The sequence below is a fragment of the Haloferax sp. YSSS75 genome (assembly GCF_046764215.1).
GTDB lineage: Archaea > Halobacteriota > Halobacteria > Halobacteriales > Haloferacaceae > Haloferax.
In genome coordinates this window covers 629486-642667 of the sequence record NZ_CP177206.1, presented here as the reverse complement: position 1 = coordinate 642667, position 13182 = coordinate 629486, and the positions used below count along the sequence as shown (strand labels likewise).

Annotated in this window: 15 protein-coding genes; 4 read left to right on the top strand and 11 right to left on the bottom strand. The window is 65.0% G+C overall.

Annotation, left to right across the window (positions count from 1 at the left end; translation table 11 throughout):
* Positions 1-1698, bottom strand: coding sequence for a radical SAM protein (locus ACK3R5_RS03380; protein WP_411965640.1), 1698 nt, complete (start codon positions 1696-1698; stop codon positions 1-3).
* A 218-nt stretch (positions 1699-1916) separates the two neighbouring features.
* Here ACK3R5_RS03380 and ACK3R5_RS03375 point away from each other — a divergent pair, with 218 nt between their 5' ends.
* Positions 1917-2075 carry a hypothetical protein gene (locus ACK3R5_RS03375; protein ID WP_411965639.1) on the top strand — a complete coding sequence of 53 codons (159 nt, stop codon included), beginning with the start codon at positions 1917-1919 and terminating at the stop codon, positions 2073-2075.
* Positions 2072-2539 carry an Hsp20/alpha crystallin family protein gene (locus tag ACK3R5_RS03370; RefSeq protein WP_411968067.1) on the top strand — a complete coding sequence of 156 codons (468 nt, stop codon included), beginning with the start codon at positions 2072-2074 and terminating at the stop codon, positions 2537-2539. The genes ACK3R5_RS03375 and ACK3R5_RS03370 overlap by 4 nt, the downstream gene beginning before the upstream one ends.
* Before the next feature lie 21 nt (positions 2540-2560).
* On the opposite strand, the gene ACK3R5_RS03365 is transcribed toward ACK3R5_RS03370, so the two are convergent.
* Both ACK3R5_RS03365 and ACK3R5_RS03360 read right to left on the bottom strand, forming a co-directional pair.
* On the bottom strand, positions 2561-3694 hold the full coding sequence (locus ACK3R5_RS03365; protein WP_411968066.1) for an NAD(P)/FAD-dependent oxidoreductase: 1134 nt from the start codon (positions 3692-3694) through the stop codon (positions 2561-2563).
* Between the two features lie 69 nt (positions 3695-3763).
* Positions 3764-4546: a luciferase gene (locus ACK3R5_RS03360; protein WP_411968065.1), complete on the bottom strand. Its 783-nt coding sequence runs from the start codon at positions 4544-4546 to the stop codon at positions 3764-3766.
* Between the two features lie 393 nt (positions 4547-4939).
* Here ACK3R5_RS03360 and ACK3R5_RS03355 point away from each other — a divergent pair, with 393 nt between their 5' ends.
* The gene (locus ACK3R5_RS03355; RefSeq protein WP_411965635.1) at positions 4940-5470 is read left to right on the top strand and encodes a DoxX family protein; all 531 of its coding nucleotides are present in this window, start codon (positions 4940-4942) and stop codon (positions 5468-5470) included.
* A 141-nt stretch (positions 5471-5611) separates the two neighbouring features.
* Here the strand turns inward: ACK3R5_RS03355 and ACK3R5_RS03350 are convergent, their stop codons facing one another.
* From ACK3R5_RS03350 to ACK3R5_RS03335, 4 genes are all read right to left on the bottom strand, one after another.
* Complete coding sequence (locus tag ACK3R5_RS03350; RefSeq protein WP_411965634.1) at positions 5612-6208, bottom strand: NUDIX hydrolase; 597 nt, start codon at positions 6206-6208, stop codon at positions 5612-5614.
* A gap of 29 nt (positions 6209-6237) precedes the next feature.
* Positions 6238-6750, bottom strand: a complete 513-nt coding sequence (locus ACK3R5_RS03345; protein ID WP_411965633.1) for a hypothetical protein — start codon at positions 6748-6750, stop codon at positions 6238-6240.
* Positions 6747-7847, bottom strand: coding sequence for a glycosyl transferase family 2 (locus ACK3R5_RS03340; RefSeq protein ID WP_411968064.1), 1101 nt, complete (start codon positions 7845-7847; stop codon positions 6747-6749). The genes ACK3R5_RS03345 and ACK3R5_RS03340 overlap by 4 nt, the downstream gene beginning before the upstream one ends.
* Before the next feature lie 67 nt (positions 7848-7914).
* Complete coding sequence (locus ACK3R5_RS03335) at positions 7915-9075, bottom strand: MFS transporter (protein ID WP_411965779.1); 1161 nt, start codon at positions 9073-9075, stop codon at positions 7915-7917.
* A gap of 137 nt (positions 9076-9212) precedes the next feature.
* On the opposite strand from ACK3R5_RS03335, the gene ACK3R5_RS03330 reads away from it, so the two are divergent.
* Positions 9213-9383, top strand: coding sequence for an HVO_0758 family zinc finger protein (locus tag ACK3R5_RS03330; protein WP_191967074.1), 171 nt, complete (start codon positions 9213-9215; stop codon positions 9381-9383).
* Between the two features lie 30 nt (positions 9384-9413).
* On the opposite strand, the gene ACK3R5_RS03325 is transcribed toward ACK3R5_RS03330, so the two are convergent.
* The 4 genes from ACK3R5_RS03325 to ACK3R5_RS03310 all read right to left on the bottom strand — a co-directional run bounded on the left by ACK3R5_RS03325 (position 9414) and on the right by ACK3R5_RS03310 (position 13169).
* The gene (locus tag ACK3R5_RS03325; protein ID WP_411965630.1) at positions 9414-10505 is read right to left on the bottom strand and encodes an aldo/keto reductase; all 1092 of its coding nucleotides are present in this window, start codon (positions 10503-10505) and stop codon (positions 9414-9416) included.
* A 65-nt stretch (positions 10506-10570) separates the two neighbouring features.
* Positions 10571-11755 carry a DHH family phosphoesterase gene (locus tag ACK3R5_RS03320; protein WP_411965629.1) on the bottom strand — a complete coding sequence of 395 codons (1185 nt, stop codon included), beginning with the start codon at positions 11753-11755 and terminating at the stop codon, positions 10571-10573.
* 101 nt (positions 11756-11856) lie between these two features.
* Positions 11857-12753: an SDR family oxidoreductase gene (locus ACK3R5_RS03315; protein WP_411968063.1), complete on the bottom strand. Its 897-nt coding sequence runs from the start codon at positions 12751-12753 to the stop codon at positions 11857-11859.
* Positions 12750-13169, bottom strand: coding sequence for a DUF5791 family protein (locus ACK3R5_RS03310; RefSeq protein ID WP_411965627.1), 420 nt, complete (start codon positions 13167-13169; stop codon positions 12750-12752). The genes ACK3R5_RS03315 and ACK3R5_RS03310 overlap by 4 nt, the downstream gene beginning before the upstream one ends.
* Between the last annotated feature and the right edge of the window lie 13 nt (positions 13170-13182).

Here is a 13182-nt window from a genome sequence, read left to right as displayed (position 1 = left end):
CTACTGAACGTACTTCAGGAGGTTCGCGTCGATACCGACGTCGGCCGGGTCGTCGTAGGGTCGATTCACGACGATGTCGCCGGCGGTAGACTTCCCGATACCGGGAATCGCCGTCAGTTCGTCCATCGACGCGCCGTTGATGTCCAGTGGGTACGGGACACCGGTGACGGAGCGATAGCCGTGGTCGGTGACGACGATATCGACGGTCTGGCCGAGTTCGCGCTCACCGGGGATGCCCACGAGAAGCGGGTAGGTGCCGAGTTGCCGGCCAAACGTCCGGCCGTCCTGATGGTATTCGAGGTGGACGTCGGGGAGGACGGTTCCCGGTGGTGCGACCCGTCGGAGCATCGGTCGGTCTATCTCCTCGCGAATCTCCTGTTTGTACTTCTTGAACAACTGCTTGTGGTCGCGAGCGATGGACGCGCCCGTCTCGGACATGTCGGTGCCGTCGAAGGCCATGACCTGCCGGATGTTGATACGGCGGACCATCAGGCCCTCGTCGTAGACGCGCTGGAGGAAGCGCTTGTTGTGGGCGAACGTCTCTTCGGACTCGCCTTTCAGGCCGTGGAGGAGGTTGATACCGGGCAGGAGTTTCGGCAGTCGACTCGCGGCGTCCGGGCCGTGGGTCGGGGCCTCGGACGGGTCGTCACCCGGGCGCCACCCGGCCACTTCGTTGACGATTTTCACCGCCTCGAAACACTCGTCGGCGGAGACGTTGAGGTTGTTCTCCTCTTGGACGACGGGGTCTGCCGATTCGAGGCCGAACGCCGCCGTGTCGCCCGCCGTGTTGTGTTCGGCGATGATGCGGAGCGCTTCGCGAGATTTCTCGGGCCACTCGACGATGGTAATCGGGTTGACGTTGTCGAGGTGGAGTGTCTCGAGGTCAGGAGCAACCTCGCGGATGCCACCGTAGAGGCGGCGGAGGGCGTCGGGGTTCGGTGCCTCGCCGTCGCCGCCGAACGCCAGGATGTCCGCCTGTCGGCCGAGACGGAAGTGTCGCGCACCGCGGTTGTAGAGGTTCTCGACTTCCTTGACGACAGAGTCGGCGGTGCGGAAGGCGGGGTTGCCGTAGAGCGGTTCGGTACAGAACGAACACCGGTAGGCACACCCCCGAGACGTCTCCATCTCGCAGATGAGGTGGTCGGGGTGGTTCGGGTGCTGTTCGACGACGAACGCCCCTTTGGCGGCCCAGCGGTCGAGTTCCTCGTTGTCGCGCATCCGGTTGCCGAAGCCTTCGAGACCGGAGTCGACCAGGTCGAAGGCGGCCGCCTCGATGTCGCCTTTGGCGACGAAGTCGTAGTCGAGGTCCTTGCGCTGCATGTCCTGTCCACCGGCGTTCTCGTCGCCGACGCCGAAGCGGATGGGGCCACCCATGAGCGTCGTTCCCTCGGCGACCCACGCGAGTTCGCGGACCTCGTCGGGTTCGGCGGGCGTCCCACCCACGTACTTTCCGGGGACGGTCATCCCGCCGATGTATATCATGAGGGCCGCGTCGGCGACGTCGCGCCACTTCTGGCGGTCATCGCGGAGTTCGTCGATGGTGTGGTAGACGACGTTGGACTCGGGGACGCCCGCGTCGACCAGCGCACCCGCAGTGAACCGGGGATACGTCGAGATGTACGGCGGCACGCCGAAGTGCGCCGGTTCGTCGACGTATCCGTCGACGATTGTCACGGTAAGGTCGGCGGGGTCAGTCATCGGTCGGGATTTGCGTTCGACGCCCAAAACGCAACCGGTCGAACCTCGCGACGAACCGGGGAGTCTCGCGGCGACCAATCACCGCCCGAACAGACAGGGACTGCCACGACGTGCCACGGTGGCGGACGGTCGAGACAGGCCACAGGCGCACGACACAGACCGGGCCGGTGGGTTCCGCCTCCCGCGTTTTTATCAGCGTGGGAGCGCTACGAACGAGTATGCCTGCGACTCTCGAACTCAAGTGCACCAACGACGACTGCGAACTCGACATGTTCGAACTGCACTACACCTACGACATGCCCGACGACGTGACGGTGGCGGACTTCAACTGTCCGTACTGCGGCGAACAGCAGTTCCTCGAGGTGATCCAACTATGAGCGACCTGCGAAAGTTCGGGGAGTCGGCCGCCAACGCCGTCCTCGAACGCGTCGGGCGCGGCATCAGCCAGATGCAAGAGCGCAAACCGCTCGCCCACGACCTGTTGGAATCCGACGACGCCTACCTCGTCGTCTTCGACGCGCCCGGTGCCCGGGCAGAAGACGTACAGGTCCGGTTCCTCGACGGCAGCGTCGAGATTCGTATCGACCGCTTCCGCGACTTCCACGACGGGTTCGAGATGCGCTTCCCGGGTCGCGGACTCACGCTCTCCAGTAGCGCGACACTCCCTTCCGACGCCGCCGTCGAAGCGGCCGAGGGAACGGCGACGGTCAAGAAAAACGGGACGATTCAGATTCGAATCCCGAAGGACGAACGCGGAAGCGACATCCAAGTCACCGACGAAGAAGACGAAGTGGCCGACGAAGACGCCGACTTCGGCGACGTAGACGACCAAGAGGCCTAGACTCCCACCGTCCTCCGCCGCTTACGAGTCGTCGTCGAGCGTCATCCCCTCTACGACGGTGAACGACTCGTCGCCGTCGAATCGTTTCGGGTCGAACTGGTCGGGGACGGAGACACCGTCCGTATCGCGTATCTCTCCTGCGAGCAGTGCTCCCATCGCCGGTGCCCACATGAAGCCGTGGCCGTGCCATCCGGCGGCGACGTAGACGCCGTCTGCGACTGCCCCGACCAGCGGGTTTCGGTCGGGCGTCGCACCACAGAGTCCCGCCCACGCTCGTTCGACGGCAGGGTCCGTCTCGGTTCGGTGACGAACCGCGTCCAGTGAGTCGCGGACGAACCAGTCGTCCGCCGTCTCGTCCCACTCGTCGGGGTCCGCTTCGACTGGTTCGACGCCGTCGCCGGCGAGGACACCCACGGGATGTGGGCGGAGGTACGACTCGTTCGTCGCGTCGTAGACGGTCGGTCCGCGGTAGTCGCAGGCACCGACCAATGCCTGCACTCGGTACGGTTTGAGCGCGATTGGATAGCCCGCGTCGGCGAGCAGTCGGCGCGAGTGGACGCCCGCGGCGACGACGACGGCGTCGAACCGTGCGGTCACGACGTCGTCGATGGCGACGCCCGGCGGGTCGGCCCGAATCGACACCGAGTCGCCGACGCGAAACTCCACGCCCGCGTCTTCGCACTTCCCGACGAACAGGTCGACGTACGCCGTCGGGTCGGCCCATCCGGCGTTCTCCGCGACGCCCGCGAGCGCGACGTCGTCGGTTCGGATGGGAAACCTGTCGGCGAGTTCGTCGCCAGTGACTGTCGAAACCTCGCGGCCGTGTACCTGCATTCGCTCGACTGCCTCTTCGAGTGCAGACACCGCCGCGTCGTCGCCGTCGCGTGCGAGGAACACGTACGGCGTCTCGTGGAAGACGAACTCGTCGGTTCCCGACAGCGACCGGATGCGCGTCATCGCTCTGTCGGCTACGGAGACGTCGATATCCTCTGCGTAGGCGTCGTAACAGATGCCTGCGGCCCGGCCGGTCATCCCCGCACCGGGTGCGTCTCGCTCGAAGACGGTGACGCGAGCGCCGGCGGTGGCCACGTCGTGAGCGACGGTCAGGCCGACAGCGCCCGCACCGACGACGGCGATTCGCTCGGGAGCGTCCATACTCCGCGCTGAGTCGGCATGCTATTTGAATGAACGGGTGCGGCCTGCAGGAAAACAGTCGACGGCCGGTTACTCGGCGAACTCGTCGACGCCGCGTGCGGGATAGCCGACGACGAGATCCACACCGACGTCACGCAGGTCGTCGATACGGCGGCGAACGTCCGCGACAGAACCGATGAGGGCGTAATCGCGGGCGGCCTTGAGAAGAACCTCGCGTGCGCGCCCCTCGGCCGACGAGTCGGTTGCCGCGTCGTCGGGGAGTGCCCGAGCGACGGGACGGCGACGAGAGACGTACGCGCCGACGGCGTCGAGAATCTCGTCGTCGTCGTCGGTCAGCGCAGTCGGTGCGTAGAGTGCGACTTCACCATCGTAGCCAGCGGCGCGGAGGGCGCGAACGTCGCGGCGAGTCGAACGCGAGAGCAGTTCGTACTGGGTACCACCGGCGGCGAGCGCGATACGCTCGATGCCCTCGGTTCCGACCCACGCGTCGGGGGCGCGCTCTCTGGCGGCGCGGAGTCGGGGCGCAACCGGCCGCGCTTTCTCCTCGTCGGTCAGGTACGCCGGGTGACCGGCGACCAGCACCTGTTCGACGTCGTCGGGAAGCCACTCGTACAGCGAGTCGTCGCCGAGCGGGTCGAACCCGTCGACGCGGACGGGCGTCGTCAATCTGACTTCTTTCTCGGCGGCGAGCGCGGCGAGCGCGTCGCTGTCGGGGATACGGTGGCGGCCCTCGTAGTCGATGGCGACGACGTCGAGTGGGACGTCGAGCGCTCGGCGCACGTCGCACTCTGCGGGTTTGAGTGCGACAGCGTCCAATCCTGCCTTCGTGACCGCTCGTCCGGCGGTCAGCATGCTATCACCACAAAAATTTCAGTACCGTCGCGGAACGCGATCCATCGTCTGTGCGACCATGTGAGAACGGATAGCGCGGACGAAGGCAAAACCTTGTCGATGACGGCGATGGTGACCCCCCCGGTGAGAGCGTTATATACTTGGATGCGTCTCGTGGCGACGAGCGTCTTGGACGACGTGTAGAACCCTTACATTACAGATATCTGGGGTTTCACACCTCGACGGGACAGGATTGTGTGCTTCGGACATTTGTGCAATCGAGTAAATGCCGTATTTTCGGGCGAAACGGGCGCTGCGGGCCGTTTTCGCTGATTCCCAGTTCCATAGATTCGAAAATCACTCTCCCTTTATATGTGGTGTCGGGCCGACGGTTCAGATGTAAGGTGAAGTAAGATGGCCGAAACCGGACAAATCGAGATGCTGGGGAACCGCATGGACTTCGACTACTCACAGGGTGTCACGGGCTACGTGCTCCTGCTCACCCGTATCCTGACCGGATACTGGTTCCTCCACGCTGGCTGGGGGAAGCTGACGGCTGCAGAGCCGTTCAACGCTGCTGGATACCTCGTGAACGCGACCGGTGGCTCGCCCATTCACGGCTTCCTCGTGTGGGTCGGTCAGACTCCGTGGATGCTCGAGATTACGAACCTGATGATTCCAGCCGGTGAATTCCTCATCGGACTCGGCATCCTCCTGGGGGCACTCACCAGGCTCGCCGCCTTCTTCGGTGGCTTCCTGATGGTGTTCTTCTACCTCGGGAACGCCGACTGGGGACACGGCTTCGTCAACGCCGACCTGTTCGGCTTCCTGATGTTCCTCATCATCGGCACCACCGCCGCAGGCAGCATCTACGGCCTCGACGCCATCATCGAGAAGATGGAGTTCGTCAAGCAACGCCCCGTGTTCAAATACCTCCTCGGCTGAGGGCCGGGAGCGGCCACGAGAGGGGGGACGTCGCTGGCGGAACAACTTTTTGACGTGTGTTACACGACGAGGAGTGGCCACACTCCGACACGCAGTGACACCGAACAGTAAGCGAGTGAGAAGCGTCCGACGGCCGAGTGGTCACACCGGATAGTCGGCGTCCGGGTCGACGATACGGTCTACTTCTGGCGGAACGGTCCAGTCAGTCGTGAGTTCGAGCAGTTGGACGAGCATGCGACCGGTCGCACCCCAGACGGTGTAACCGTCGACGTGGAAGAAGTGGAGTCGTATCTCGCCGTACTTCGGGTGGTCGCGGAGTTCCGACTCGTAGTTCGAGCGGTCCGTGAGTTCGTCCACCGCTAGCGTGGCTATCTCCGCGACTTCTCGCTGGTCGGGGTCGTACTCGCGGTCAGGAACCGTCGCCACGAACGGCGTGACGCCGTAGTCCGTGACGGTGAGGATGTCGTCGAGTCGCCCGTGGAACGTCACTTCCTCGGGGAGGAGTCCGATTTCCTCGTTGGACTCTCGCAGGGCAGTCGCGCGGAGGTCCACGTCGGCGGGTTCGCGCCCGCCGCCGGGGAAACTCATCTGACCGGGGTGTTCACCGAGGTGGTCAGCTCGCTTGGTAAAGAGAATGTGCGGCCGCTCGTCGCGGTACAGGACGGGCGCGATGACCGCTGCCCGCCGTCCCGCTTCGACTGTCACCGGTTCGTGTCGGGTGACGCCCGCGAGGTCCATCGTCACAACTCGTAAAGTGTTGGCACGACTTAGGCCTGCCCCTCTCCGGCCAATGCTGCGTCGAGTCGGTCTCTGATAGACGCCACGTCGGTGTCCGCCCACGCTTCGAGGTCGTAGGTGACGTCGAGCAGGCGTTCGATTTCGGCTTCGTCTCCCGACCCGACGGCCGTCGCCGCGGCTTTGCGGAGGCGCGCTTCGACCTGCTGTGCGAGTTCGTCGCGAGGCACGTCGCGTTCGGGATAGTCGAGGATGTGCGGCAGGTCTTCGGCCCGGGGCGGCAGCGTCGGAAACGCCATCGGCCCGACGGTGATGAGTTCCTCGGGGGCGTCCGACGCGTCGTCGGTTGCCACCGCGTCCGTGTCGTAAGCGACGAGATAGTACGCGTCGATTGCGTCCGAAATCGTGCCCGAGAGCGCGTCCGTGTTCGTCTCTCGGCCCTGTTTGAACGCGAGTTCGTCCAGCGCGTCTTCGAGTTCTTCGCGGGTGAGCGCACCAAAGAGGTCTACGACACCTGCCAAGTCGTCGTACGTCGCCTCGCTCATCGTGCCTCCTGTATCGCAGCGACGTCCTCTCGTGCGGCAGTCATCACGTCCTCCGGTGAGAGCGACGCGTCCCGCCACGCCGGCAATCTCGTGTCTTCGCCCGGTTCGACGACGGCGTCGGCGTACGTTTCGACCTGTTTTCGTTCTCCTGCCCGGTCGTAGTCGAACCCGTTGAACGCCGCGTCGGCGGCGTACTGCTCGACGAACTGATAGCCGGTCTCACGGTACCGTGCCGCGAGCGTCTCGAAGTCGGGCGACCCGCCGTGTTCGACCACGGTTCGAAGGAGCGTCCGACCGACGGACTCGCTCATATCCGACAGTCCGGTCGGCCCGCTGACGGCCCTGTGGTCGTGTTCGTACGCGCCGAGGTCCACCTGCGCGCTTCGTTCGAACCCTGCGTGGGTGAAGGCGTCACCGAGCGTCCCGACTTCGAGTCCCCACGAACGGGGCAACCGCAACTTCGTCGCGAGGTCACTCGTCGTGGCGAACTCACCGGCGAGTGCGTAGCGGAACGATTCGAGGAAGTGGACGACTGGTGCGTCCGTCTCGGCGGCGAGCGTGCGAACCAGCGGGGCGTAGAAGAGTCGGAAGAGTCGCCCGTAGAGTTTGCCGTCTTCGACGCGAGCGTAGTAGCCTTTCGAGAAGTCGTGACCGTGAGCAAGTGGGAACAGCAGTCTCGTGACGTATCGTTCGTCGTAGGTCTTCGTGTCCGCGTCGTGGACGACGACGTACTCCTCGCGGGCGGCACACCCGAGCGCCAACCACACGTCGCGGCCCTTTCCTCGTTCGCCGTCGAGTCCGTGTGCGTCGAGTAACTCGGCCATCCGCGGCCCGTCACACCACAGGACGTCGAGCGGCAGGTCGAAGTCGGTCAACCAGTCGACGAACGAGGCGACGCGTTCGGCAGGTGCGCGAAGCGGAACGACGACGCGCGCAGGCGACAGCGACTCCAGTGTCGAGAGCACACGCTCTGCCGCCAGTCCAGCGTACTCCCGTTCGGTCATCGGAACGACCACTGCCGCCCGGTCTATCGGGGCGTCGGGAACCGGGTCGGAGAGGTCGTGGAGCGTCGTGACCCGCTCTTGTACGTACTCCATCGTATTCGTCGTCGGACTCGGTGAGCAAAAGTGCGGCGAGAGTCGAGGGGCCTGCCGGATGTGCGTCTCAGTTCGGTATCCGACCGGCACGCTGGAAGACGACTAGTCCGGCGACGACGATACCGAGACCCGTCGCGAATCCGAGGAACACCTCGTCGAACGTGTAGCCCACGTCGGTGAGGTATCCGACGGCACCCGACCCGCTGGCCTGGAAGACCATCATCCCGAACGAGTAGACGGAGTACGCACTCCCGCGACTCTCGTCGGGGAGGGTCCCGAGCAGGTACGTGTCGAGCGCGGGGAACAGACTGTGGATGACGTAGCCCATGATTGCCGTAACGACGAGCAAGGGGACCAATCCGGTCGTCTGTGTGAGGACGAACACCGACGTGACGAACGCGACGAGCACGGTGAGGATGTAGGGAACTCGCGGGAGTTTGTCCGCGAGACGGCCCGAGACGAAGAACGCCGGAACACCCGCGCCGAAGACGACGGTGAGCATGTTTCGCGCCGTCGCCTGCGGGAGGCCCTTCGTCACCATGTACAGTTCGAAGAAGTTGAACAGGCCCTGCCAGACGAATCCCGTGAATCCGAGGATGACGATGCCGGTGAGGATGATGCGCCACTCCTTGCGGACGGCACCGAGGAGGTCACGGTCCGTCGCGCCCGCGTCCGGCAGGTCTGTCGAACGCGCCGTCAAGAAGAGCGCACCCGTCACCACGGCGGCGGCGATGCCGATAGCGACGAAGACGAGTTGCCACGACGCCGAGACGAACCCGAACCGGGGGACGACGTCGGGGCCGACGGCGAGGACGAGCGTGACGAAGGGGGCGACACTCACGGCGGCGAGTTGGCTTGCCATCCCGTGAATTCCCATCGCGCGACCAACACGCTCCGGATACAGTTCGCTCACGAGGGGGTTCGCGGCGACGAAGTACGCGCCCGAGGCCAGGCCCATCGAGGCGGCACCGACCATCAGCATCTCGATAGATTCGGCGCTGGCGGTCAGGAAAGACGCGAAGACGAGGATGACACCGGTTCCGAGGACCACGTAGTGGCGAGGAACACGAGTGAGAATCCATCCCGTGGGGACGCGGAGACTGGCACTGCCAAGCCAGACGAGCGTCGCGACGAACCCGACGGTAGCGCGGTTCACTTCGAAGAACGTGATGAACTCTCCGAGGAGGGGCGCGAAGACGACGCGCGCCAGATTGACGAGGAATATCATTCCGCAGAGGGTCCCAAAGAGGCGGCCACGTGACACGCTCGAATGCCCGCGCCCCGGAGTGACAACCCTTTCGAACCGGGATTCGGTTGCCGGGATTGCCGGCGGGTTTTTATGTCCGTTACACAAACCGTCTGTTTATGAAGACAACGCGGAAGGGGCTTCGAGACGGCGACCTGGACAAAGACACCTACGGGCGACTCACGTGTTCGGAGTGCGGTGACACACTGAAGAAGAAGAACGACCCGGACGAAGTGTTCGCGCTCCGCATCTGTCCCGACTGTGGGGCCGAGTTCAAAGAGCTCAGATAGAACTGTTCGGACCGTACCAGACGACCAGCGTCACTCGAAGACCGAATCGAAGGCCCGCGCGCCGAGTGGGTCGAACGTGCCGGCGGCAACGTTTTCTGCGACGTGGTCGGGCGACGACGTCCCGACCAATGCGGCGGTGATTCCGGGCGCGCTCCGCGAGAAGTTGAGCGCTCGCTGTGCCAGTGTCTCACCCGTGAGCGCCTCGTTCACGGATTCGGGAATCTGCTGGGCGAGTTCACCCTGTGCGATACTCGCGCTGGCGAAGACGTGGAGGCCGTGTTCGTGTGCGTACCACAGCGCACTCGTCGTCTCCCCGTCGTCCGTCTCGTGGGCCGCCACGGTGAACGCGTCGGCCATCACGACGTTGAACGGCAACTGGATGGCGTCGAGACTCGACTCGTCGTTGCCGACTGTCTCGGCGGCGCGTTCGGCCCGGCGGACGACTTCGGGGAGCGAGAGATACGCGTCGTGGTCCGGGGCGACGCGGAACGCCTCCCACGTGGCGACGCCGTAGCGGCCGATGTCGTCCGCGGCGACGCGCCGTTCGAGCACTTCGAAGGCCGACTCGATGCGGTCGTACACCGTCTCTCGGTCGGCGATTGCCAACTGCGTCTCGGGGTTGTGGAGGTAGTAGAGGTCGATGTGGTCGAGTCCCATCAAGTCGAGCGACCGGTCGACCATCTCGTCGACGAACGCCGGGGCGATGGTGTGACTGCCGTGTGCGAGTTCGTCCGGCGTCGCGAGACCCGCGTCGAGGACCGTCTCCCGAACGTACTGGCCGGGGTTCTCCGGGCGGGACCCATCGAACGGGACGAATCCGGCTTTCGAGGCGACGACGACGGCGTCACGGTCGGTGTCGGCCGCGCGGACTGCGTCACCGACGACGCGTTCGGAGCGCCCGTGCCGGTAGTTCGACGCCGTATCGACGAGGTTGAGACCGTTCTCCAGCGCGAAGACGAGCGCCTCGCGGTACTGGTCGTCTACCTCGTCGGTCGGGTCGCCCAGATACGTCCCGATGCCGATGCTCGACACGACGCCGGGTCCGAATCGACGGAAGAAGGTCCGACCGAAACTGTCGCCGAAGTGGTCACGGTAGGCCCACGTTCCCCGTCCAGTAGCCATAGCCGGGGCTACGAGAGCGGACGGTTAAGGGCCACCGGTCCGGCGGCGAGAATTACGTTTGTCCCTCAGATGTCGCCCGTGAGCGCTTCGAAGATGTTCTCGACGAGTTCGTCGCGGACGATGCCGCTCCCGTTGCCGCCGTCTGCGACGGTGTCGGGGCGGAGAATCTGGCCGCCGCCCATGCGAGCGTGTCCGCCGGCACTGGCACCGCGGTAGTCGGTGAGCGCCGCTTCGAGAGTCCGACCCATGTGGACTCTGTCGTCGCGTGACCGGCCCGAGAGATAGACGTTGCCCTCGCGTTCGCCGCAGACCACGGCGGCGGTGACGCCTTCGAGTTGGATGAGTTCGTCCGCCGCCTGCGGGATGGCGTCGACGTTCGAGAGCGTCCCGATGTCGGCGACTGCGAAGGGGCCGCGAACGTCTCGGCCGGCGATAGCGCGCGCCTTCGCTTCGAGGACTTCACGGGAGACTTCTGGGTTGGCGATACGGTCGAGATGGTCTTCGTTGACGCCCGGGAAGAGGTAGCCTGCGGCGTCGAAGTCGGCCGACGAACAGCCTGCAGTGAGGTGTTTGGTGTCGGTGAGGATGCCGTAGACGAGACCCGTCGCGACCTGTGATGGGACCGTGTACTTGGAGTTCACTTCGCTTGCGTGCATGTCCGGTGGGACCGGTTTCGCCCCCACGTCACGGAAGTACTCCGCGACGATGCTCGAACAGGCGCCGTAGTCCGTTCGAACGTCTGTGAAGGCCTCGCCCGTGCCGTCGCCGGGGTGGTGGTCGATGACGGCGTACGGAAGGACGCCTTCGGCCCCCGCGAATCCACGGGGGTTGTTGTGGTCGACGAGGACGACTGCCTCGGCGGCGAGGTCACTCACGTGGTCGATAGCGTCTAAATCGAGGTCGAGAACGGTTCGGAAGGCGCGGTTTTCCTGATGGCGAATCTGTCCTGCGAACTGAATCGTCGGTGTCGTCCCAACCTGTTCGGCGAGACAGGCGACGCCGATTGCGGCGGCCATCGCGTCCGGGTCCGGATTGGGGTGCATGAGGACGGCGACTTCTTCGACGTCTTCGAGCGCTTCCACGAAGCGTGTCCCCATCGGCCGCTTGAAGCGAATCGCCGCGTAGAGAGCGAGTGCGACGGTTCCGATACCGACGACGATGGCGGCCGCTATCTCGGGGTGCGTGCTGACGAACGAGCCAACCGACTCGAATATCTCCCCCGAGTCGAACTGCCCCACCGAACCGACCATACTCAAAACGACTGGAGGAGATGGTATGAAGATTCCCCCTAATCGAATATTCCAGATTGACATAACGTTCGCTCCGCCATCCCCTCGGTGAACGGAGGTTCTCAGCGGCGATTCGCCAGATAGGCGTCGATTGCCTCTCGGTATCCTTGTCGATATGTCGGAAACGCGAACGTATAGCCGAGTTCGTGGAGGTAGTCGTTCGAACAGCGCTTGCTCGTCAGGATGCGACGCCGGGCCGCCTCCGAGAGGTCACCCTCGTCGAGGCGTTCGGCTTTCGTCCGCTTTGCCGGGCGCGGCACACCGCACTCGTCGGCAAGCCAGTCCGCGAACGCGTGTTTCGAGGCGGGTTCGTCGTCGACGACGAGGACGACGTCGTCTCGTGCCCGGTCGGTTTCGAGGAAGTACGCGACGGCCCCGGCGGCGTCGTCGCGGTGGACCATGTTGAGATAGCCCTCGGTGACGGGGCCGTCGAGATACCGGTCGAGTCGGTAGCGGTCCGGGCCGTAGAGGCCGGCGAAGCGAGCGACGGTTCCGTCGAGTCCCCGTTCGGCGGCGTACTCGCGGGCGACGCGTTCCGCCTCGGCCAGCACGCGCGTCTTGTCCGTCGTCGGGTCCAGCGGCGTCGATTCGTCGACGAACGCGCCGTCGTGGTCACCGTAGACACCCGTACTCGACGTGTAGACGAGTCGGTCCGGTGCTGCCTCGCGGGCGGCGAAGTGGTCGATTGCGGTTCGGAGGCCGTCGACGTAGACGTCTCTGGCGGCGTCCGCCCCGCGTCCGCCGGAACTCGCCGCGAAGACGACGTGGTCGACGTCGGGAATCGCGTCGAGGGAGTCGGCGTCCGTGACGTCGGCCCGAACCGCCTCCGCGCCGGTCGATTCGACGGCGTCGAGGCCGGCGTCCGACCGCCGGACACCCCACACGTCGTGGTCCTCGGCGACGAGTTGTCGTGCGAGTTCGAGTCCGACGTACCCGCACCCGAGGATGGCGACCCTCATCGCTCGTTGCGGACGGCGATGACGTGGTGGATGGCCGCGAGTTCGTTCAGCGTCGCCGGCGTGCGACCCTCGATGGCCTGTTGAATCTCCTGGCCCGACAGGTCGAGGTCAACCTCTGACGCGAGCGTGTCCACGTCGAGGATACCCGAGGTCATTCCCATCAGGAGGTGGTCGCGGAACTCCCACACGATGGCGTCTGCATCTGGATAGCCGTCCGTAAGGGCGAGGATGGCGGCGGCCTGTTCGAGCGTCAACTCCAGGACGCCGTTCGAGAGACGGGTTTCTGAGACGTCGGCGGCGTCGGCAGCGGTTGCCGCACCGACAGAAGCGACTGCATCGCTGATTTCGGCCTCGTAGGCGGCCCGGAGTTCGTCGGGGGACGCGGTGCCGGGGTTCGCGACGGCGTCGTACAACATATACCGGGGTTGG